The following is a 21,717-nucleotide window of genomic DNA, read 5'->3' as shown; positions in this document are numbered from 1 at the left end:
GGTCCCGCGAAACCGGCCGAATTCTGCTCACTCCCGTACCTTTCCGCGGTTGCTGACCCAAACGCCGCTATGACCGCACAGCCCCTCTCCGCCCTCTACCGCCCCTCCCTTACCCTGCTCACCGACCTCTACCAGCTCACGATGGCCTACGGCTACTGGCGCCAGGGCATGCAGGACCGCGAAGCCGTGTTTCACCTGTACTTCCGCAAGGCGCCGTTCCAGGGCGGCTACGCGGTAGCCGCCGGCCTAGCCTACGCGGTGGATTGGCTGGAAAACCTGCGCTTCTCGGAGGACGACCTTGCCTACCTGGGCAGCCTGCGCGGCAGCAAGGGCGGCGTGATGTTCGAGCCGGGCTTCCTCGATTACCTGCGCGAGCTGCGCTTCACCTGCGACGTGGACGCGGTGGCCGAGGGCACGGTGGTGTTCGGCAACGAGCCGCTGATGCGCATTCAGGGGCCGCTGCTGCAGGCTCAGCTGGTGGAAACGGCCCTGCTCACGCTGGTCAACTTCCAGACGCTGATTGCCACCAAGGCCGCCCGCATCCGCGAAGCCGTGGGCCCGAACGACCAGATTCTGGAGTTCGGCCTGCGCCGCGCCCAGGGTTTCGATGGCGGCCTCTCAGCCAGCCGCGCGGCCTATTTGGGCGGGGCCGATGGCACCTCGAACGTGCTGGCCGGGCAGCAGTTCGGCATTCCGGTGAAGGGCACCCACGCCCACAGCTGGGTTATGGCCTTCGAAGGCGAAGAGGAAGCCTTCGAGAAGTACGCCGCCGCCTTCCCCGACGACTCGGTGTTCCTGGTCGACACCTACGACACGCTGCAGGGCGTGCGCAACGCCATCCGCGTGGCCCAGCGCCTGCGCGAGCAGGGCCACGAGCTGGGCGGCATCCGCCTCGATTCGGGTGACCTGACTTACCTCAGCGTGCAGGCCCGTAAGCTGCTCGATGAGGCCGGCTTCCCCAAAGTCCGCATCGTGGCCAGCAACGACCTGGACGAGCAGCTCGTCACCGCCCTCAAGCTGGAAGGCGCCCGCATCGACACCTGGGGCATCGGCACCAAGCTCGTGACGGCCTACGACCAGCCGGCCCTGGGCGGCGTCTACAAGCTGGCCGCCATGAAAAAAGCCGACGGCTCGGGCTGGGACTACACCATCAAGCTCTCGGAGCAACTGGCCAAAACCAGCATCCCCGGTATCCTGCAGGTACGCCGCTTCTACCACCAGGGCAAGCCCGTGGCCGACATGCTCTACAACACCGCCGAGCCCCTGCCCGAGCAGCTCACCATCGTCGACCCGCTCGATGCCACCCGCCGCCGCCCGGTGCAGTCCTCGGAGTTTCGGGAGCTGCTGGAGCCGGTGTTCCGCCAGGGCAAACGCGTAGCAGACCTGCCCGCCCTGGCCGACAGCCGCCAGAAAGCCCGCCAGGAAGTTACCAGCCTCGACCCGAGTATCCGCCGCTTCCTGAACCCGCACACTTACCCGGTGGGCCTGGAAAAAGGCCTGCACGACTTCCGCACCCAGCTGATTCTGGAGCACCGGCCGCAGCGGCCTGCCTAGCGGCGCTCTTACAGCAAGGCAAAATAGCGTCCCTGCTATTATCGCAAAGACAAAAGGGGCCGCTGACTGCATAGTCAGCGGCCCCTTCGTTTCGGGTGCTTACACCACCTAGATGTCGTACCGCAGCTCGCCTGCGCCCACTTTCAGCGTAGCCGTCGGCGCAAGGGAAGCGGCGGCCCGCTACTGCGCCAGCACCCGCAGGTACTCCCGAAACTGCTGGTACTGGGCCTCGCCGAGCTTGCGGGCCCACTGCTGCTCGAATTGCTGGTTGATGCTGCGGCCCAGCTTCCGCAGCGCCGCACCTTTTTCCGTCAGGCAGTAAAGCTGGGCGCGGCGGTCGGCCGGGTCGGGCTGCGGGGTGAGGTAGCCCCACTCCTCCAGCTGGTACACCAGGGCGCTCATCGACTGCTTGGTAATGCCCACGCGGGCCGCCAGCTCGGTGATGCGGGACCCTTGATCGGCAATGTACTGGAACACCCAGCCGTGGGAGGGACGGATTTCCGGGTGCCCGTGGGCGGCCAGCTGCGCGTGCAGGTTGGCGGCCAGCGCGTCCAGCAGTTCGCGCAGGTAGGCGCCGGTATTTATTTGGTCTGACATGATGATGTGACTTGACTTTTTAGTCAGCTTTACTGACCTTTATCGTCAGGTAAACGTACTAAATAAATCAACACCATGCACACCCCCACGCTTCACGCCAGCCCCAGCCCCGAGAATACCCGCGCCATTCCGGGGGCCGTGTTCCACTTCCTGGCCCGCGGCAGCCAGACCCAGGGCCGCTTCGCGCTGCTGCAGATTCAGGTGCAGCCCGGCGCCGAGCCGCCCGCGCACACCCACAGCCGCGAAGATGAGTCCTACTTCATCCAGAGCGGCCACGTGCGCTACCACATCGGCGAGCAAACCGTGGACGCCCGGGCCGGCGACTACGTGTATCTGCCCCAGGACGTACCCCACACTTTCCAGGTGCTCAGCGAGTCGGCGCAGGTGCTGATGTGGATCAGCCCGGCCGGCCTCGACCAGTGGTTCTGGGACCACAGCGCCCCGGCGCCCGAGGGCCAGGCCCTGCCGCTGCCCCAGGGCCCGCCGCCCCAGGAAGCCATTGCCGAATTCGTGCGCACCCTGGGCGACTACGGCGTGCAGATGCTACCGCCCGGCGCGCCCATCGGCAGCTCGCCCGCCGCCGCGCAGCCGGCCCTGATTCTGCACTAAAACCAGGGCGCGCCCGGATCCAACGCAACGGACTGGGCGCGCATCGGTGCCGCCTCGTGGACGGCGTATCCACCGTTTAACGTCGCGCTTACCAACGTTCTTCTGCCGTTATCAATGAAATACCGTTCAAGCTTCCTTGCCTCGTCGCTGGAACGTCAGCGCAGCCTTGCCAACTACCTGCTCTGGAGCTGGGCCGCGGCGGGCGGACTGCTGGCCGCTTTCCTGTTGGCCTGAACGTCAAACGCCGCTGACTCTGCAGTCAACGGCGTTTGGCATCCAGAAGAAGCTAAAATTAGATGTCGTAGCGCAGCTCGCCCGCGCCCACTTTCAGCGTAATCGTCGGCTCCGGGATGATGCGGCCGGCTACCTGGGCAGCATAGCCCTTGGCGGTCAGTTCGGCGGCTACGGCCTCGGCCTGGTCGGCGTCGGTGACGAGCAGCATGCCGTTGCCCATGTTCCAGTACAGGTAGGCGTCGGCGGGGCTGATGCCGCCCAGCTCGGCCAGCAGGCTCATGGCGGGCAGCGGCGCGAAGAGGTTGTCCAGCTCGGCCCCGACGCCCGATTTCAGCACGCGCTTGAAGTTATCGGCCACGCCGCCGCCGGTGATGTGCGCGGCCGCGTGCAGGGGCAGGCCGGCATCCAGAATGGCCGTGACGCCGGGCGCGAAGATGAGCGAGGGGGCCAGCATTACGTCGCCCCAGGTGGCACCCATCACATCAGCATCGGCGCCGGTATAGGGCGCTTTGTGCCACTCCTCACCGAAGGCTTTGGTGAGTACGCGGCGGGCCAGGGAGTAGCCGTTGGAGCGGAACGACGGGGAGCGAAGCGCCACCACGGCCTGCCCGGCGCGTACGTTGGCGCCGCTCAGCGGCCGGGCCAGGCTGGGGTGCAGCACGCCCACGGCAGTGGAGCACCAGTTGAAGTTCATGCGGGCGCCGGGGTAGCCGCCGATGCGGTTGCCCAGCTCGGCAATTTCGCCGCCCGTCACGGCAATCGAGCTGAACTGCGCCGCGTCGTACAGGCCGCGCATCAGCTCGTCCACCACTTCGTAGTTCAGGGTGTTCACGTCGATGATGTTCGACAGGTTGGTGGGGATGAAGCCGGCCACCACCAAATCGTCGGCCACCATGGCAATCAGGTCGTGGCCCAGCGTGTCGTAGCGGTCCACGCGCTCGGCTACTTCGATTTTGGTGCCGATACCGTCGGAGCCGATGCCCAGGCGCTCATTGCCGAAGCGGATTTCGTTGGAGAAGCCGCCTTCCAGGTCCTGGGCCGGTTCGCCGGGCTTGCCGGCGCGGGTGCCGAAGGTTTTCTTGGCCCAGTTGTAGGCGTTGCGCGAGGCGGCGTTGCCTTCTTCGATGGAGTAGCCGGCGGTTTCTTTGAGGTTGCTCATGCGAGGAGTTGAACGAAACTCCCCTCCTTTTTGAAGGAGGGGACGCCAAGCCGCAGGCTTGGCTGGGGTGGTTGCGTCGTTGCTGACGTTGTTTGGACCGCCGTTGACGGTTGATGCTGGGCTAAGCCGAACTCCGGTTTGCGGGTGGCGCTGATTCGTTCTGGAGTCAGAGGTTACTATCTGACGTCAGCAACGACCGAACCACCCCAGCGGCGGCTAAAGCCACCGCGTCCCCTCCTTCAAAAAGGAGGGGAGTTTGGTCGTGCATTAGTGCTCGGTCGGAGCCGGGGCTTTGGCGCTGACAGAGGTGGCGGATTTGTCCTTTTCCTCCTTGCGGTGGCTGGTGCGCTCCTCCTGAATGTGGCGCAGGTACTTGGTCACGTCGCCCGTCGGGTACTTGCCGGAGAAGCAGGCAAAGCAGCTGCCGCCGTGGCCTTTGTCCTCACCGAACAGCGTCTGCAGGTCTTCCAGCGACTGGTAAATCACCTTGTCGGCCTCGATGTAGCGGCAGATTTCCTCCTCGGTGTAGTTGGCCGCAATCAGCTCGGTGCTCATGGCCATGTCGATGCCGTAGATGCAGGGCGACACGATGGGCGGCGCCGAGGAAATGAAGTACACCTCCGTAGCTCCCGCCTCGCGCAGGATGCGCACGATGCGCCGCGAGGTGGTGCCGCGCACGATGCTGTCATCGACCACGGCAATCTTCTTGCCCGCCACGAACTCGCGGATGGGGTTCAGCTTCTTCTTCACCACGTCCTCCCGGCCCGCCTGGCTGCTCACGATAAACGAGCGGCCCATGTGGTTGTTCTTGACCAGCGCGCGGCGGTAGGGCACGCCGATGGCTTCGGCCAGCCCGGAAGCCGCGAAGTAGCCCGACGAAGGCACGTCGATAACCATATCCGGCTCCAGGCCGGCTTCGCGCACGCGGCGGGCCAGCATCTTGCCCAGGCGCACCCGCTCCCGGGCCACCAGCCGGCCGTGAATGACGGAGTCTTCGCGGGCGAAGTAGATGTGTTCGAACACGCAGAAGGCCTTGGGCTTGGCCTGCGGGTTCTTGTGGTGCACCTTGAAATCCTTGTCGATAAACACCGCCTGACCGGGGCCGATATTTTCCACCAGATCGAACTCCAGGTAGTCGAAGCAGGTCGACTCCGAAGCGAAGGCGAAAACCGGCCCGTCGGGCGTGTCGCGGCGGCCCATGACCAGGGGGCGGATGCCGTGCGGATCGTTGAAGGCCAGCAGGCCGTGGCCGGCAATAATGGTGATGGTGGCATAGGCGCCCTTCACCAGCTCCTGGGTTGTCTCAACGGCGTCGAAAATGTCCACCACCGACAGCGCGTCCAGGTTCTTGAGGCGCAGCTCCGAGGCGAAGGTGTACATGATCAGCTCCAGGTCGTTGCTGGTCTTGGGCAGCACGTGGTACTTCTGGTGCAGGCGCTTGGCGGCCGAGCGGAAGTTGATGACGTTGCCGTTGTGCACCATGGCCAGCCCGAAGGGGTAGCTGGTGGTGAAGGGCTGGGCCAGCTCGGCGTCGCCGGAGCCCTGGGTGGTGTAGCGCGCGTGGCCGATGCCGATGTTGCCCTTCAGCTTCTTCAGGTGCTTTGGCTTGAACACGTCGTTGATCAGCCCGTTGCCCTTGTGCAGGTGAAAGTTGCCGTCGAAGGAGGCAATGCCGGCGGCGTCCTGCCCACGGTGCTGCAGGGCGGTAAGGCCGACGACGATGTCGCCAACGACATCATCCGGGCCGAAAAAACCAACGATTCCGCACATATCGAGTTGTCAGTTGTCAGTGAGCCGGTTGTCAGGCCGACGAAGCTGGGGTGGGGCTTGAGAGGAAAAACGGTGGCGCTACGCTTGGGAAGTGGCAGCGGCGGGGGCAGGTGTTTTGGCGGGCAGTTCGCCCCGGATGAGGCGGGCCAGGGTGTCGGCGTAGAAGCGGTGCTCCACGGCCAGGCCCCGGCGCTCCACTTCCTGGAGCGAATCGGCGCCGCGCAGGTCGACGGGGGCCTGGGCCAGCACGGGGCCAGTGTCCAGGCCCTCGTCAACGAGGTGGACGGTGATTTTCGTTTCGGGCAGGCGGTTTTCCCAGGCCCAGTCGTAGGCGTGCAGACCCTGGTGCTGGTGGGTGTCGGCCGGGTGAATGTTGATGATCCGGCCCGCAAACGCCCGGATGAACGCGGGCGACAAAATGCGCATATAGCCGGCCAGCACCACGTAATCGGGCTGAAACTGCTGCAGCTTCGTCACCACTTCGGCGTCAAACTCGGCGCGCTTCCGGCCCCGCGAGTCGATGCTGGCGGTGGCGTAGCCCAGCTCGGCGGCGCTGTGCAGGCCGGCGGCTTCGGGAATGTTGCTGAACACCACGGCTACTTCGGCCAGGCCTTGCAGCACGCCTTCGCGCACTTCACGGGCCAGGGCTAGCATGTTGGAGCCGCGACCGGAGAGCAGGATGGCGAGGCGTTTCGCCTCACCCCCCGGCCCCCTCTCCGAAAAAGGAGAGGGGGAGCCAGTCGGTGCAGACGTGGTTCCTCCATTGTTCAATGATTCGCGCTGGGCTGCTTCCGTCATCATTACTGGGCTTGACCGGCCAGCTCCGGCGTGGGGCGCTGGCCGATGTCGGGGCGGTAGTAGGCGTCCTGGAACGTCACCTTTTTGACTTCGGCGTAGGCCCGCTCCACGGCTACTTCCAGGTCGGGGCCACCGGCTACCACCGTCAGCACCCGGCCGCCGCTGGTCACCAGCTGACCGGCCTCGTTACGCTTAGTACCGCCCTGGAAGACCAGCGTGGCGGGCGTCACGGCGTCGATGCCGTCGATGGCAAAGCCCGTCGGGAACTGCGCGGCGGGGTAGCCGCCGGAGGCCAGCACCACGCCCACGAAGGAGCCGGGTTTCTGCCGCAGGCCCACTTCGGCCAGGCGGCCGTCGAGGGCGGCGGTGACGAGGTCGACCAGGCTGCTGCTCAGCGAGGCCAGCAGTACCTGGGCTTCCGGGTCGCCGAGGCGCACGTTGTATTCCAGCAGCTTCGGGCCGCTGGGCGTGAGCATGATGCCGAAGTAGAGGAAGCCCATGAACGGCAGCCCTTCGGTGCGCAGCCCGCGCAAGGTCGGCTCGATGATGACTTCGCGCACCAGGGCCAGCACGTTGTCGTCGGCGAAGGGAACGGGGCAGTAGGCGCCCATGCCGCCGGTGTTGGGCCCCAGGTCGCCGGCCAGCAGCTGCTTATGGTCCTGCGAGGGGCTGAGCAGGCGCATGGTGTTGCCGTCGGTCAGGCCGATGATGCTGATTTCGGGGCCGATGAGCTTTTCTTCGACCAGGAAGGAGTACCACTGATGGCCGGCCGGAGCCAGGGTTTGCATTTCCGTCAGGGCCGTTTCAAACTCGGCTTCCGACGAACACACCCACACGCCCTTGCCGGCGGCCAGGCCGTCGTATTTCAGCACGGCGTGGCCCTGCAGTTCGGCGGCGGCGGCGCGGGCCTGGTCCAGCTGGTCGGAGCGGAACGTCCAGGCCCGGCCAGTGGCCACGCCGTGGCGGCGCATGAAGTCCTTCGACCACACCTTGGAGCTTTCCAGCACGGCAGCGGCTTTGCGCGGCCCGAACACGCGGATGTCGGAACCCTCGAAGTAGTCGGCCACGCCAGCGGCTAGCGGGGCTTCGGGGCCCACCACGATGAGCTTCACCTGCTGCTGCTCGCAGAACTGCTGGATGGCCGGAAAGTCGGTGGCGCTGACGGCGGGTACCGAGCCGGGGATGCCGGCGCCGCCGGGCAGCACGTGTACGCGGGCGCCGTCCTGGGTCATTTTCCAGGCCAGGGCATGTTCGCGGGCGCCGCTGCCGAGAAGGACGATATTGGTAGTGGGAGTTGCCAAGGGTCGAAGGGTGCTAGTTGGGAAAAGTGGCCGGCACCGGGCCAAGTTGCTTGCCGAAGCAGGCGGCATTGTCGCGGCCGACGTAGCGGCCGTAGTTGTCGATGCGCTGGTAGCCCTGCTGCTGGTAGAAATGGCAGGCTTCGGCGTTGGCCACCCGGGTTTCCAGCCACAGCTCAGCGTAGCCAACCGCCTGCGCCGAAGCCTCCAGCCCGGCCAGCACCGCCCGGCCGATGCCCTGACCGGGGTGCCTGGCGTACATGCGTTTCACCTCCCCTACCGAATCAGTAATCGGCCGTACGGCCCCGCAGCCTACGATTTCGTCGCCGCGCTGCGCCAGCAGAAAGATATGCCGCGCGTCGTCGGCCCAGTCCTGAAACGAGTCGCGCCCGTCGCCGCCGAAACGCGCGCCAAGCTGGGCCGACAGCTCATCGAGCAGCGGCCGGGCCTGCGGAGCGGCGGGGTGCGAGGCGACTAAGTGCAGCGGGCAGGTCATGCTTCGTGAATGATCAGGCTTTGGGCTACCAGAATCAGATTGTCTTGTTCGTGCGGCTTGCCAGAGTTGCCGAATGGGTCAAGTGAAAGGTAGTACAGACCGTTTTCAAGCTTCGTCAAAACGATGTCCGAGTAGTAGACGCCGGCGGTAAAATCTTCATCTAGCAGCACCTTCGTCACGCCGCTCAGCTCCAGTGTCAGCAGACAGCTTTCGTACTTGTTCGGCGCAACTTGCTTGCGTACTCGCAGCTGTACAGAACCTTTAGAAGCAGTAGGCTCACCATAGCGCAAGCTCAGCTCGACGGCGCGAATTTCACCGTCGTTGAGCGCGTATTGCTGGCCTACCGCTTCCAGATTCATCCGTTCAGCTGCTCCACCGGCGCGTCCTGCATGAAGCCTTCCTTCACCAGGTTCTGCACCAGGCGGGCGGGCACGTTCACGTCGGCATCGGCGGCGCCGGCCAGGGGCTGGCCGGTGATGCGCTGGTAGATGTCGAGGTAGCGGCGAGCCGCTTCGGCGGTTACTTCCGGCGTGAGGGCCGTGGGGTACTTGCCGTCGACTTTGTGGGCAATCAACCACTGGCGGATGTACTCCTTATCCATCTGGGCGGCGCCTTCGGGGTTGGCGGCGTAGTCGGCCGCGTCCCAGAAGCGCGAGGAGTCCGGCGTGTGGATTTCGTCGATGAGAATCAGCTCCCCGTTCAGCAGGCCGAACTCATACTTGGTGTCGACCAGGATGATGCCGCGCTCGGCCATCCACGCCGAAGCGAAGTTGAACAGCTGCAGCGCCACGACGCGCATCCGCTCGTACAGCTCGGCCGACACCCAGCCTTCGGAAACGAGGTTTTCCGGCGTGATTTCGCGGTCGGATTCCTCCTTGGTAGTCGGCGTCACGAGGGGCTCGGGGAAGCGCTGGTGCTTGGTCAGCCCGTCGGGCACCGAGACGCCCGAAAAGGTGCGCTGGCCCTGGAGGTAGCCGCGCAGCATGGAGCCGGTGAGGTAGCCGCGCACCACCATTTCCACCCGAATCGGCTCGGCCTCTTTCACCAGCATGGCGTTCGGGTCGACCACGCGGATAACGTGGTTGGGCACGATGTCGCGGGTCTTCTCGAACCAGAAATCGGCCAGGCCGTTGAGCACGGCGCCTTTGTAGGGAATGGCGGTTTCCAGCACCGAGTCGAAGGCCGAGAGGCGGTCCGTCACGACGATGAGCCGCTCGCCCGAGGGCACACGGTACGAGTCGCGGACTTTGCCGCGGTGCAGCAGTTCCAGCTGGGGCGTGTTGAATTGCGGGAGCGTGTTCATGCGAAGCGTCGGGGGCGGCTAGAGAGAAACTTGGTTGGCAGCAGCTTCGGTGGGCTGCGTGGCGCGCGTCTGGCGGATGTGCTCCACGATGTTGCGGAACAGCTTCAGCCCGTCGCCTTCCTCCGACGCGGCGGGGTCGAGGCGCTTGCGCCGGGCCCAGTCGGGGTGGTTGTAGAGCGAGAGGAAGGCCTCAGGGTGCGGCATCAGGCCGAAGACGTGGCCGGTGGTGTCGGTGAGGCCGGCGCAGTTCAGCTCGGCGCCGTTGGGGTTCAGCGGGTACTCGGCGGTTTCGCAGCCGGTGCTGTCGCAGTAGGTCAGGCAGTTCAGCCCTTCGGCCAGGATGCGGCTGCGGATGGCCTCGTCGCGGATGACCAGGCGGCCTTCGCCGTGGCGCACGGGCACTTCCAGCGAGGTCAGACCTTTCAGGAAGGGGGAACGGTTGTTGGGGTTCACCGCCAGGCGTACCCACCGGTCCTCATAGCGGCCCGAGGCGTTGTGGGTCAGCGTCACTTCGCGCTCCTGCTGGCCGGCGAAATCGGGCAGCAGACCCATTTTCACCAGCATCTGGAAGCCGTTGCAGATGCCCACCACGTAGCCGCCGGCCTGGATGAAGGCACCGATTTCCTCCAGCAGCGTGCGGCCCGAGGGCAGCTTGCGGAAGCGCACCTTGTTGGCCATGACCACGCCCGAGCCCAAATCGTCGCCGAAGGAGAAGCCCCCGGGGAAGTTGAGCACGTCGTAGTCGTGGATGCTGGTCTGCCCGCTGAGCACTTCATTAAAGTGCACGATGGTAGCCACGCCGCCCGCCAGCCGGTAAGCGGCGGCCAGCTCCTCTTCGCAGTTGATGCCGAAGCCGGTCAGGACCAGGGCGTGGACTGGTTTTTCGTTATTGGTTTTTGGTTCTTGGCCCGAAACCATCTGCGTCGTCAGGTTTTCTGCTTGATTGCTCATCGTCTCCACCTCCTAAGCTTGCAGGGTTAGTTCTTCGCCGGCCATTACGCGGTTTACCGGGCCGTTCGACCAGGCTTCGCGCAGCTCAGTCGTGGCGGCGTCCACCACCACTTTCTCCTGGTGACGAATCACCAAACGGCCACCATCAGTTACGATGCCCAGGCGGGTGGCGCGGCCGTTCATCAGCGCCTCAAAGGCTACCACGTCCTCCGGGGCCACGGTGGCCACGAAGCGCGAGTGGCTTTCCGAGAACAGCTCCGTCAGGGTCGGCAGCTCGCCGGCCAGGGTCAGCTCGGCGCCCAGCTGGTCGTCGCCGAACAGGCTTTCGGCCACGGCTACGGCCAGGCCGCCGTCGGAGAGGTCGTGGCAGGACAGGATCAGGTTCTGCTCGTGGGCCTCCCCTACTTTCTGGTACAGGTCCTTGGCTTCTTCGGGACGTACGTGGGGCACGTGCTGGCCCAGCTCGCCGAAGAGGTGGTACAGCTCCGAGCCGCCCAGCTCGTCGTAGGTGTCGCCGAGCAGGTACACCACGTCGCCGGGGGCCTTGAAGTCGGAGGTGACGGCGCGGCGCACGTCGGGCATCAGGGCGGTCATGGAGTAGAGCACCGTGGGCGGCACCGAAATCTTCTGCCCGTCGGCCTTGAAGTCGTTTTTCATCGAGTCCTTGCCCGAGGTCAGCGGGATGTGGTACGCCACGCACATGTCGCGCAGGGCCTCGCAGAGCTGCACCAGGGCCGCCAGCTTCTGCTTGCCGTCGGGGTTGGTGACGGGGTCGTACACCGAGTCGGGCACGCAGAAGTTGTCGTTCACCGACCAGAAAATCCCGTCGCCGGGCGTCAGGTTGGGCAGCTTGCCGCCCACCGAAATAATCTGCCGCACGGCCTCATCAAAGGCGCCGGCCGACATCTGGTAGGGGTCAATGTCGCCGTAGCGGGGCAGGATGCCGTTGCTGACGGCTACGCCTTCCCACGACTCGAAGTTGAACTGCACCACGGCCGCGTCCTGCGGGGCTTGGCCGGTGCGGCCCATCAGGGGCTTAACAACGGTGCGGCCCTTCACCTCGTGGTCGTACTGCCGAATCACGGCCTCGCGGGAGCAGATGTTCAGCGCCCCGAGCAGCTTCAGCAGCAGGTCCGTGGCGTCGAGCGAAGCGGGCAGCTTGGGCTCGTGCAGGGTCGGCAGCTGCCACTCGGCGTCGAGCACCTTGCGCGGCACGCCCTCGTGCAGGAATTCCAGGGCCAGCGACGCCACCGGCTGCCCGTCGAAGGTCACGTCGAGGCGGCCGTTGTCGGTGAAGTGGCCGATGTCCGACAGCTCCACTTCCATTTCGGCGGCCAGCGCGTGCAGCTCGGCCAGCTTCGCGGGCTCCACCACCAGCGTAAACCGCTCCTGCGACTCCGACAGGAAAATCTCCCAGGGGCGCAGACCGGGGTACTTCAGCGGCACGCGTTCCAGCTCCACCGTGGCGCCATTGCTAATGCCAGCCAGCTCGCCCACCGACGAGGACAGGCCGCCCGCGCCGTTGTCGGTGCTGCACTTGATCAGCCCCCGGCGCGTGGCCAGCAGCAGGAAATCCATGGCCAGCTTCTGCGTGATGGGCGAACCAATCTGCACGGCCGTGGCCGGCGCGGCTTCGTCCAGCTCGATGCTGCTGAAGGTGGCGCCGTGGATGCCGTCCTTGCCCACCCGGCCGCCGGCCATGATGATCCGGTCGCCGGCGTCGATGATTTTCTCCCAGGCGTCCTTGCCGTCGAGCTGCATGGGCAGCACCGCGCCGGTGCCGCAATATACCAGCGGCTTGCCGCGGTAGCGCTCATCGAACACGATGGCGCCGTTCACCGTCGGCACGCCCGACTTGTTGCCACCGTCCTCGATGCCCTTGCGCACGCCTTCGAATACCCGGCGCGGGTGCAGCTGCCCCGTCAGCAGCGGCCCGGCCCAGTTCGGCGGGCCGAAGCAGAGCACATTGGTATTAAAGAGCAGCCGCGCGCCGCCGATGCCGGTAGCCAGCGGGTCGCGGTTGTTGCCCAGGATGCCGGTAATGGCTCCGCCGTAGGGGTCGATGGCCGAGGGCGAGTTGTGAGTTTCGACCTTCCAGACGAACAACGAATCCTTGTTAATCCGCACCGCGCCGGCGTTGTCCGAAAACACCTTGATCAGCCAGTCGTTGCCGTTGGCGCGCAGCAGCCGGTCCACTTCCGACGTGGCGCCTTTGATATAGGTCTTGAACAGCCCGTCGACTTCCTTTTCCTCGCCCGTGACGGCGTTGCGGTAGCGGATGACGGCCGCGAATTCCTTGTGCTTGCAGTGCTCCGACCAGGTCTGGGCCAGGATTTCCAGCTCGCAGTCCGTCGGGTCGGGCGTCAGGCCCGCCTCGGCGCGGCTGATCTGCGTCTCCTTCGAGTAGTAGTAGTCCCGGATGGCCTGCATTTCCTCCAGGTTCAGCGCGTACACGTTCTCCTTCGAGAGTTGCAGCAGCTCGGCATCCGTCAGGTTTTCCAGGCGGATGGTGTGCGTGGTCGAGTCGGCGCCGCCGCCGGGCTGGGGCGTGAAGTCGCGGATGCCCTGGGCGGTGTGGCCCACCACGAAGCGGTTGATGAGCTTGTTACCCAGCAGCTCTTCGGCCAGGTGGCGCAGGTCTACTTCCGGCAGCTCGTTTTCCAGCAGGTACAGGCGCTTGCTGAAGATGTGCTGGGTGCGAATGTCCAGGTCCAGCCCGAGGAAGTCCTGCAGGGCGTTCTGAGCCGAGGTGCCTTCGTCGTCGGTCACGCCGGGGCCTTTCGCCACGAGGATGTAGCTCTTGAACGCCGGGGCCACGGCCCACTGGTCCAGCGCGGCGTCGTTGAGCAGCGGGTCCTGCAGGCACCGGGCGGCGAAGCTTTCGAGCTGTTCGGCCGTCAGCGGGTAGCGCACGGTGTACACGGCGCTGGTTTGTACCGCGCCGGTGAGCAGGTGCAGGTGCCGCCGGGCGGCTTCGGCCACGCGGGCGCCTTCGCCGTCGTGCTGGCCGGGGCGCGGAATCAGTTGGATGGTATGGGAGGCGGTGTTACTCAAAGCATGTAGCGCGAACGTTCCGTTCGCGTATCGTTGAACGATGGACTCCTGAACAATTGGCAGTTGGGTGAATACCGCCCGAATGAGGGACGTTCCGGGAAACGCGAAGTGAAACGCAGCTTGCGCCGCTCTTCGATTCGCGCTACCTCCCAAAACGCGGTAAGCCGCCCCGCGCCCGACGAACGGGCCACGAGGCGGCTTACACGAGGTTGCGGAGCCGGGCTCCGGTCAGAATCAGCAGAAAAAACTTCGCAGTTGTTTTCCAGGTGGTTTCCGAACGGCGCAGCTACGGGTTTTCGCAGCTGCTTTCGTAAGTCGGAAATACTGGCAGACGATTCGCTGTGCGGCGGTACTGAAGCAGCAAGGCGCTGCGTCTGGCGCTCGGCTATTCGCTCCTCCACCTCACCCCGCAACACGTCGAGCCGATGCCCCGCGGCTACGCTGAAGAGCGCGCTGCCGCGCCACATGCTGTCGAAGTCGGCCAGCAGCGTCGTTCGGGTCAGCGGGGGGTTGGTATGAGAGAGACTTCGTTGCACAGAGTAGCGAAGGAGATGCAAAGGTAACGACTCCGGCCGACCTTACCCAACGGCCGGCACCGCATCGGGCCGGCTACCGGGCTTGACGGCCGGAATACCCTTGGCGCACAGCGGGCAATTTTCGGGCTGATACGTGGCGGCCTGCACCGGCAGCAGCGCAAACAGCGGGAAATCCAGTCCGTGCTGCCCGCCCGTCCGGTCGATCAGGCAGGCCACGCCCAGCACCTCCACGCCCATGGCGCGCAGCACCACCGCCACCTCCATCGTCGATTTTCCGGTCGTCACCACGTCTTCGGCGATGATAACCTTCTGGCCGGGCTCCAAAGTGAAGCCGCGGCGCAGGGTCATCTTGGTGTCGGCGTCGCGCTCGGTGAAGATGCCGGGCACGGCCAGCTGCCGGGCCAGCTCGTAGCTCACCACCACGCCGCCCATGGCCGGGCCGACGACTACGTCGGGCTGCAGACCGGCTTCGCGGATGAGGTCGGCCAGCACCGAGAGGGCCGGCGCGGCCAGATCGGGGCGGCGCAGGAAACGGGCGCACTGCACGTAGGTATCGGAGTGCAGGCCGGAGGAAAGGCGGAAGTGGCCGCTCAGCAGGGCATCTTCGCCGCGGAGCTGCTGCTCAAAGTGTTGCTGAAAGTCGCTCGGCGCGTAGGGCATTGATTTGGGAAGTAAGTTCTCGGGCAGCGGCGCCGGGCTCGGCGGCCTGCCACAGGGCACGGGAAGTATTGATGAGCACGCCGAGGCCGTCGGAGGCGCGGCAGCCGGCCTGCACGGTGGCGGCCAGGTCGCCGCCCTGGGCGCCCACGCCGGGCACCAGAAACCACAGCTCGGGGCAGCGCTGGCGCAGGCGGCCGAGGGCGGCCGGATTCGTGGCGCCCACCACCAGGCCGAGGCCGGGGTACTCGTGGGTCAGGGTCTGCACCACGTCGGCCGAAAAGTCGCTGACGGTGCCGCCCTTCACCAGCTCCTGATCCTGCCAGGAGTGCACGGGCTTGTTCGACGTTTTGGCCAGCACGAACACGGCCTTGCCGGGCCGGGCGAAGGGCAGAATAGCGTCTTCGCCCATGTATGGATTCACCGTCACGCCGTCAGCCCCGATGACGTCGTAGGCAAAGGCGGCGTACCGCTCGGCGGTGTTGGCAATGTCGCCGAATTTGCCGTCGAGAATCATCGGCACGCCCTGGGGAATCCACTGGCGCAGGCGCTGCAGCAGGGCCACGCCATCGGGGCGGGCCAGGAAAAAGGCCAGGTTGGGCTTGAAGCCGGCGGCATACTCAGCCGTTTCTTCGACCACCTGTTGTAGGCGAGACTCCACGTTGTCCCCAACCGGGTCAAGGCCCACGCAGAGCAGGGAATTGGCCGTCTGGGCGCGGCGGGTTAGCTGTTCCATGTGGCGGCTGAGTTATCGGCGGTTTCAGGTTCGGATGCGGTTTCGCTCCACTCTGTGGCCAAACGACCGGAGAGGCCGGGCTCCAGCCATTCGCCGGTGGCCACCTGCACGGCCGCGGCGCCGCAGCGCAGGTAGTCGCGCACGTGCTGGGCGGTGAAGATGCCGCCGGTGCCGATGACGGGCAGCTTGATCTGCTCGTCGTGGGCCAGCTCGTACACGCAGCGCAGGGCAATGGGCCGCAGCGCCTCGCCCGAAAGGCCGCCCAGAATCGGGTCCCCGGCTTCGGGCAGGTGCAGGGCTTTCAGGGTGTTGGAAGCGGCCAGGGCGGTGGCGCCGCCCTGCTGGGCGGCCAGGCCGAGGGCGCGGACGTGGTCGGGCCAGGGCGGCAGCTTCACAATGAGGGCCAGGTCAGGGCCCAGCTCGTTGCGCACGGCTTCCACGGCCTCGCGCACGAAGCGCGGGGTCAGCTCGAAGCCTTTTTCGGTGCTGGCGCTGCTGATGTACACTTCCACCCCGGCAATCTGACCCGCGGCTTCGCGGGCCAGGTAGCGGGCGATTTTGCGGAATCCGGGGATGCCGGGGGCGGTGATGCTCACCAGCACGGGCACGTGGTGGCGCCGCAGCTGCGGCAGATGTTCCTGCACCAGCTGCTCGGCGCCGTCGGTGCGGCGGTCAGTGGTGTTCAGCAGCGAGGCATCGGCTACTTTGATGATGCCTTCGCCCCGGCTGCCGGGGCGCGGCTCCATGATGACGGTCTTGGTAAAAATGGCACCAAGGTGCTCGTAGCCGAGGCCGTCGGGCAGCTGCCAGGGGGCGGCGGCCAGGCACACGGGGTTCTGCAGCGTAAGGGAAGGTCCGAGTTGCATAGTGCGTTGGGGCTATCTGGTTCGGGCGGTTAGCCTGCGCAAAGGAAAGAACCCTGGGAGCAACGAGCGGGCCGTAGCGCGTCCTGCGAAGCTGGCCGAAGCACCTGCACCGCTTCCGCGGACACCTTTGTGCTCACCGAATTTGCCCGACTTAGTCGGCACAGATGCCTCGGCTGGCCTCGCAGAACGGAACTCACTGCCGTCATACTCACTGCTGTTGGGTTCTTTTCTCCGCCGGCGCTGCGTTTCAGGCCAACCGGGAAAAGCAAGAAAATTTGACCGGCTGGCGCCGGCTACGGCATGGAGTTGCGTAACCGGCGCCAGTGTTGTAAAAACAAAAGGCCCGGCAGAACAACCGGGCCTTGCAAAGGCGCAATGCCTAGCGGGCCTCTACATACTGACGGGCACCGCGCAGCATGGCATCCCATACTTTCACCACGGCCATGCGCTCGGGCGTCACGGTCCGATTGTAGTTCTGAGCTGTGGCGGGTGCCAGGGGTTGTTCCATTACTGGAGAAATGGGCTTATGAGGATGTGAGATGTTAGCGAAGCCAGCCGTTGTCCCCTGCATCCAAGCTAAGCGGACACAAAAAAACCGCTCCGGTAACAACCGGGCGGCCAACGAAGAAAAGACGGGAAGACGAAACGAAATCAACGGCAGGAAACGGGTTTCGACCCCGTTGCAGAACCGACGGAGCGACGGTTCTACGCTTCATCTGATGTTGATTGTGGAGAAGCACGTCGCAAAAGTATCCAAGTTCTGATACACCACAAGCAGGACGGAGAATATTTTGTGTGTTACGGAAATGTTACCTGCGCTTCGCTCTTCTATTATCAAAAAGCGGGCACCGCGCGTGCAGGCCCAGATACATTGCTTTGCTAACCAATAATTTACAACTATTTCCCTAGTAATATCTCAGCAAACCAAAGCCACAAAGGATTGCATTTTTTACTAATCCCCGATGGAAATGGATAGTTTGTTGAAAATGCGCAATGATAGAAATAATCCAAAATCGATGATTAACTTTCATTCAAATTCGCGGTAATAACCATTGCGCCCCGCGTATTCGGTCATGTTTTGCTAACAGAACCGTAACCCGGCCGCCACAGTTACGCCCGAGTTTTGCACAGCACATTTCCAAGCCTTCACCATTGCCTTTCTGCTGCACTATGAAGCGAATCTTACCCCTGCTCGGAATGCTTTTCGCGCTGCTGGCCTTCCCGGCCGCCGCGCAAACCGACGACGCCCCGTTGGAATACACCGAACGCGTGCCCGCCGAAAACTACGGCCAGCCCACCCTGCACGCCCGCGCCGCCGACTGGGCCGACCACCATTTCGCCTACGGCCCCAAAACCAACTTCGTATCGGACGCGGCCGCCGGCACCGTGAGCGTGCAGGGCACCATCAAGCTGAAGCCCGTCGACAACAAAGGCCAGAACCTGGAGCGCACCGCCCGCTTCGATTTCAACTTTAAGGCCACCGACCAGGGCTACACCTACAGCGTGAATAACCTCAAGGTCATTCCCGATCCGCAGCAGCCGGGCCAGCTGGTCAGCCTCGACGCCTACCTCTCGCTGCTGCGCGCCGAGAAGAACAACGACAAGACCAAGAACGACCGGCGCGTGCGGGCCCAGGCCAATGCCATTGCCAGCGAAATTGCCATGAGCTTCCGCTCGTACATGAACCAGATTCCGACCGCCGAAGACGGCAGCGTGGGCCTGCCCGCCACCGAAAGCGCCGGCAACTAAGCGGATCTGCCCCAAGCAAAAACGGCCCCGAGCGCGTGCTCGGGGCCGTTTTGCTTGGGACAGATCTGTTTTTCGGCTTAAGATGAAGCCCGAGCCGCAAAACGAACAACGAAAAACGCAGATACCTCACCCCTGCGCCGGCAGGCGCTCCAGCAGGCGGTGCGCCCGCTCGGGCAGCTCGGCCGCGTCGAGCACGATGAAGCCGTCGAGGGAGTTGCTGAAGGCCGGGTCCACGTTGAAGCCGATGAAGCGGGCGTTCAGCCGCACGTACTGGCGCAGCAGCGTCGGGATGCCCAGGCCGCGCGGCTCGATGCTGGCTACCAGGCGCCCCAGCGCGTCGATGCTGTCGACACCGGTTTGCAGCACGCCGGGGCGCTCGGCCGCATCCAGCGGGCGGTAGCGGAACTGCTTGCGCGGGCGCACGTGCGCGGCCAGCTCCGCGTCGAAACAGTGACGGCGGATGAAGTCAACCATGGCGCCCTTGGAAGCGGGCGTAAAGCGGTTGCTGATGCTCACCGGCCCGATGAGGTAGCGGTACTCGGGGTGCTGGCTGAGGTAGGCGGCAATGCCCTTCCAGAGCAGGGCCAGCGGCATGGGCTGGCGTTGGTACTCCTCGCGCACGAAGGAGCGGCCCAGCTCCAGCGACTGGCGTAGCAGCGGCTTCAGCCCCCGCCGCAGCCGAAACAGCGAATCCAGGTAAAACCCGCGCCGCCCGTGCTGGCGCAGGATGGCCCGCCCCGGCCCGATGCGGTAGGCGGCCACCAGCTTGCGCGCTGCCCGGTCGTACACGAACAGGTGGCGGTAGTAGTCATCGTGCTTATCCAGGTCGATGGCCTGCAGGGTGCCCTCCCCTTCGCGGCGGAAAGTCAGCTCCCGCAGCCGTCCGATTTCGCGCAGCACGTTCGGAATTTCCTTTTTCCTGGCCACGTACACTTCCCACTGCCGGCTCTGTACCAGACGCCGCGCCGGGCGCAGTGCGGCCAAATCGGCTTCGATGAGCGCGGGGTGGGTTTCGGCCACCACGTCCGCGGGCGCATTGGTGGCCTGCTTCAGCGGCGCCAGCAGGGCGGCCGAGCGGCTGAGCGTGGCCGGGGCCAGCGCGTGCACCCGGGCCCGCAGGTAGGGCATCTGCGCGTCAGCGGGCTGCTGGTGCAGCTCCTGCGGGCTCACCGCCTGCCCGATGCGCACCTGCACGGTGTGGCCGCGCTTGTTGAGCAGCTCGGCGGGCAGGCGGGCCGTGCGCAGCAGCGGGTGCACCAGCCCCAGCCAGTCGAACGAGCGGCTGTTGTGCCCGCTCACCCACACCGGCAGCACCGGCAGCCGCGCCGCCCGCATGAGCCGCCCCGCCGTGGGGTGCCAGGCCGATTCCTCGACGGGCCCGAACGGGGCGTGGCGGTGGGCTACTTCGCCGGCCGGGAAGAGTAACAGCGGCACGTCGTTGTGGAGGAACTGCAGCAGGCGGCGCAGGCCCGGGACGTTGCGCGGGGCATCCTCGGCGTCGGGGCGTACCAGCACGAACTGCTGGTGCAGCTGGGGCAGCAGCGGGGCCAGCAGTTCGTTGGCCACGGTGCGCAGCTCGGGGCGGGCCTGGCCCAGCACGTGCAGCAGCACCAGCCCGTCGAGCATGCCGCTGGGGTGGTTGGCCACGGCAAGGAAGGCGCCGGCGGCGGGCACGCGGCGCAGTTCGGCCGCGTCGTACTCCACCGTAATCTGCAGGCGCTGCAGAATGGCGGCCACGAACTCCAGGCCCGTCAGCTCGGCGGCCTGCTCGTAGAGGCGCTGCAGCTCGCGCAGGTGGGTGAAACGCTGCAGCACGGGCCGCAGCGCAGCGCGCGAGCGGCCCCCAAATCCGGCGGGCAGAGGAAGGTCGGCAGTGAGCATATCGAGCAGGGCCAGGGGCCCGGGAACGGCGGCGGTGGGGAGTTGCTCAAACATCGGCAGCAGCAGTTAGCCCGGCGTTATGACCGGATTATCATATTGTTATCTGCTGCCAAATAGCGGCGGCGGCGCGGCGCCCCCAAACCAAAACGCCCGGCCACCTGACTTTTCAGACTGGGCCCGAATACAAAAGGCTACCCCACGGAGTAGCCTTCTGACGACGTTAGCACGGGTGGTTTCTCACTCACTCACCTCCCCAAAATTAAGCAACCCCAGGGCCGCAGCCACGGCCCGGCCACAAGCGTAACACATTCATAATCTTGCTCCCGCGTGAATGAACCTGTTTGCCCCGGCAGCCTGGCACGGTTTTGTAAAACCGCCAGCCCAGGCCGTCCCAGCCGCCGGGGCAGCAACAGCAATTGCGCCCACTTTTCAGCACCGCATACTGGCCGGAGCAGCTGTTCGTTTACCGCCCACTACCGCTCACATAAACGTTCATAAAAAAGGCGACCCACGCTGTGGGCCGCCTTTTTTTAGCTGTGACTGTGGCTGACTCAGCTCGTTGGGCCGCTGTCGACGCGCGCCTCGATGGTACTCTGCACCGTCGACGAGACGCTGGAGAGGATGTTGTAGCCGGTGGCCGACTCGATGGCGTCGACCGTGGTGCGGTACGAGCCCCAGCTGGTGCTGATGGAGTTGGAGTTGGGCATGTCCACCGCAATGACGCGGGTGCTGGTGGTTACACGGCTGGCGTCGGAGGAGCCCTCGGGCAGCACGACGATAACCTTCCAGGTGCGGGCGGGCACCCGGATGCGGCCCGCGTCGATGGTGGTGGCGTAACCGTTGGTGCCAGTGCCGCCCTGGCCGTAGGAGCCGCAGATGATGTACAGCTCGTAGCCCTGGCCGACGAGCGTGCGGGCGTAGTTTTCCAGGTTGGCCCAGGTTTGCTGGTTGTTGGTGGGCGCCTGGGGCATCATGTTGGTCATCAGGAAGGTGGCCGAGTTATCGGCTACCGAGCCGGTGCGGTCGGCCGAGGGGCAGTTGTGGCCGCGGTCGAAGCCCGAGCCGCTGTAGCTGGTGCTGCCCGCGCGGTACCAGCCCGAGGGCAGGGTGGCATCGGCGGCGAAGTTGTCCTGGCGCGCCGTCGAGCCCAGCCAAGCCGAGCTCAGGTGCCACGACACCCAGTTGGGCTTGCCGTAGTCGCGGTGGTACGACATGGTGTACTGCGACTTCGACATCAGGTAGTTCGTCGAGTACGACGTGCTGGCGACGGCGCCGCTGGGGTTGCCCATGGCGAGGTTGCTGTCGCGCGTGGCATCGGCTTCCTGACTGTTGGCCTGCAGGTCGTCGGCCTTGGGCTGAACCAGGTCCTGCTTGGCGCAGGAAATGACCAGGGCACCCAGCACGAGCAGGGTACCAACGCGGGTAAGCGTTGCTTTCATGAAAATAGGTGTTTGGGGGAGAAAGAGAGG

20 protein-coding genes are annotated in these 21,717 nt (G+C 65.3%); 3 read left to right on the top strand and 17 right to left on the bottom strand.

Features of this window, described 5'->3' with window-relative positions; all coding sequences use genetic code 11:
* Positions 1–69: 69 nt before the first annotated feature.
* Positions 70–1,554 carry a nicotinate phosphoribosyltransferase gene (locus tag FDY95_RS09010; protein WP_138076926.1) on the top strand — a complete coding sequence of 495 codons (1,485 nt, stop codon included), beginning with the start codon at positions 70–72 and terminating at the stop codon, positions 1,552–1,554.
* A gap of 180 nt (positions 1,555–1,734) precedes the next feature.
* On the opposite strand, the gene FDY95_RS09005 is transcribed toward FDY95_RS09010, so the two are convergent.
* Positions 1,735–2,151, bottom strand: coding sequence for a MarR family winged helix-turn-helix transcriptional regulator (locus FDY95_RS09005; protein ID WP_138076924.1), 417 nt, complete (start codon positions 2,149–2,151; stop codon positions 1,735–1,737).
* 75 nt (positions 2,152–2,226) lie between these two features.
* Here FDY95_RS09005 and FDY95_RS09000 point away from each other — a divergent pair, with 75 nt between their 5' ends.
* A complete protein-coding gene (locus FDY95_RS09000) occupies positions 2,227–2,760 on the top strand; it encodes a cupin domain-containing protein (protein ID WP_138076922.1) in 534 nt (177 codons plus the stop codon).
* A 292-nt stretch (positions 2,761–3,052) separates the two neighbouring features.
* On the opposite strand, the gene FDY95_RS08995 is transcribed toward FDY95_RS09000, so the two are convergent.
* The 14 genes from FDY95_RS08995 to FDY95_RS26945 all read right to left on the bottom strand — a co-directional run bounded on the left by FDY95_RS08995 (position 3,053) and on the right by FDY95_RS26945 (position 17,126).
* Positions 3,053–4,153, bottom strand: a complete 1,101-nt coding sequence (locus FDY95_RS08995; RefSeq protein ID WP_138076920.1) for an AIR synthase-related protein — start codon at positions 4,151–4,153, stop codon at positions 3,053–3,055.
* A 267-nt stretch (positions 4,154–4,420) separates the two neighbouring features.
* The gene (gene purF, locus FDY95_RS08990; protein WP_138076918.1) at positions 4,421–5,923 is read right to left on the bottom strand and encodes an amidophosphoribosyltransferase; all 1,503 of its coding nucleotides are present in this window, start codon (positions 5,921–5,923) and stop codon (positions 4,421–4,423) included.
* A 78-nt stretch (positions 5,924–6,001) separates the two neighbouring features.
* Entirely contained in the window at positions 6,002–6,721 is a 720-nt protein-coding gene (gene purN, locus FDY95_RS08985; RefSeq protein ID WP_138077339.1) for a phosphoribosylglycinamide formyltransferase, read from the bottom strand.
* A gap of 2 nt (positions 6,722–6,723) precedes the next feature.
* Positions 6,724–8,022, bottom strand: coding sequence for a phosphoribosylamine--glycine ligase (purD, locus tag FDY95_RS08980; RefSeq protein ID WP_212744877.1), 1,299 nt, complete (start codon positions 8,020–8,022; stop codon positions 6,724–6,726).
* Between the two features lie 13 nt (positions 8,023–8,035).
* Positions 8,036–8,515, bottom strand: coding sequence for a GNAT family N-acetyltransferase (locus FDY95_RS08975; RefSeq protein WP_138076914.1), 480 nt, complete (start codon positions 8,513–8,515; stop codon positions 8,036–8,038).
* Positions 8,512–8,874, bottom strand: coding sequence for a hypothetical protein (locus FDY95_RS08970; RefSeq protein ID WP_138076912.1), 363 nt, complete (start codon positions 8,872–8,874; stop codon positions 8,512–8,514). The genes FDY95_RS08975 and FDY95_RS08970 overlap by 4 nt, the downstream gene beginning before the upstream one ends.
* Entirely contained in the window at positions 8,871–9,818 is a 948-nt protein-coding gene (locus FDY95_RS08965; RefSeq protein ID WP_138076910.1) for a phosphoribosylaminoimidazolesuccinocarboxamide synthase, read from the bottom strand. The genes FDY95_RS08970 and FDY95_RS08965 overlap by 4 nt, the downstream gene beginning before the upstream one ends.
* 18 nt (positions 9,819–9,836) lie before the next feature.
* Complete coding sequence (locus FDY95_RS08960) at positions 9,837–10,769, bottom strand: phosphoribosylformylglycinamidine synthase subunit PurQ (protein ID WP_212744876.1); 933 nt, start codon at positions 10,767–10,769, stop codon at positions 9,837–9,839.
* Between the two features lie 12 nt (positions 10,770–10,781).
* Positions 10,782–13,823, bottom strand: a complete 3,042-nt coding sequence (locus tag FDY95_RS08955; RefSeq protein WP_138076908.1) for a phosphoribosylformylglycinamidine synthase subunit PurL — start codon at positions 13,821–13,823, stop codon at positions 10,782–10,784.
* Complete coding sequence (locus FDY95_RS08950; RefSeq protein ID WP_138076906.1) at positions 13,820–14,359, bottom strand: hypothetical protein; 540 nt, start codon at positions 14,357–14,359, stop codon at positions 13,820–13,822. Before FDY95_RS08950 ends, FDY95_RS08955 begins: the two co-directional genes overlap by 4 nt.
* A gap of 42 nt (positions 14,360–14,401) precedes the next feature.
* Positions 14,402–15,019, bottom strand: coding sequence for an orotate phosphoribosyltransferase (pyrE, locus tag FDY95_RS08945; protein ID WP_138076903.1), 618 nt, complete (start codon positions 15,017–15,019; stop codon positions 14,402–14,404).
* A complete protein-coding gene (gene pyrF / locus FDY95_RS08940) occupies positions 14,982–15,752 on the bottom strand; it encodes an orotidine-5'-phosphate decarboxylase (RefSeq protein ID WP_138076901.1) in 771 nt (256 codons plus the stop codon). The genes pyrE and pyrF overlap by 38 nt, the downstream gene beginning before the upstream one ends.
* Entirely contained in the window at positions 15,740–16,618 is an 879-nt protein-coding gene (locus FDY95_RS08935; protein WP_138076899.1) for a dihydroorotate dehydrogenase, read from the bottom strand. Before FDY95_RS08935 ends, pyrF begins: the two co-directional genes overlap by 13 nt.
* Positions 16,619–16,997: 379 nt before the next feature.
* Positions 16,998–17,126, bottom strand: coding sequence for a hypothetical protein (locus FDY95_RS26945; protein ID WP_262710175.1), 129 nt, complete (start codon positions 17,124–17,126; stop codon positions 16,998–17,000).
* Positions 17,127–17,788: 662 nt separating this feature from the next.
* Here FDY95_RS26945 and FDY95_RS08930 point away from each other — a divergent pair.
* Complete coding sequence (locus FDY95_RS08930; RefSeq protein ID WP_138076897.1) at positions 17,789–18,367, top strand: DUF4468 domain-containing protein; 579 nt, start codon at positions 17,789–17,791, stop codon at positions 18,365–18,367.
* 126 nt (positions 18,368–18,493) lie between these two features.
* Here FDY95_RS08930 and FDY95_RS08925 read toward each other — a convergent pair whose 3' ends face one another.
* On the bottom strand, positions 18,494–20,302 hold the full coding sequence (locus FDY95_RS08925) for a lysophospholipid acyltransferase family protein (protein WP_138076895.1): 1,809 nt from the start codon (positions 20,300–20,302) through the stop codon (positions 18,494–18,496).
* Positions 20,303–20,799: 497 nt separating this feature from the next.
* Positions 20,800–21,687, bottom strand: a complete 888-nt coding sequence (locus tag FDY95_RS08920; RefSeq protein WP_138076893.1) for a DNA/RNA non-specific endonuclease — start codon at positions 21,685–21,687, stop codon at positions 20,800–20,802.
* Positions 21,688–21,717 lie beyond the last annotated feature (30 nt).

The organism is Hymenobacter jeollabukensis, assembly GCF_005771675.1.
Taxonomy (GTDB): Bacteria; Bacteroidota; Bacteroidia; order Cytophagales; family Hymenobacteraceae; genus Solirubrum; species Solirubrum jeollabukense.
Note: the sequence above shows the minus strand (reverse complement) of the source record. Positions and strands in the feature narration are given on the sequence as shown.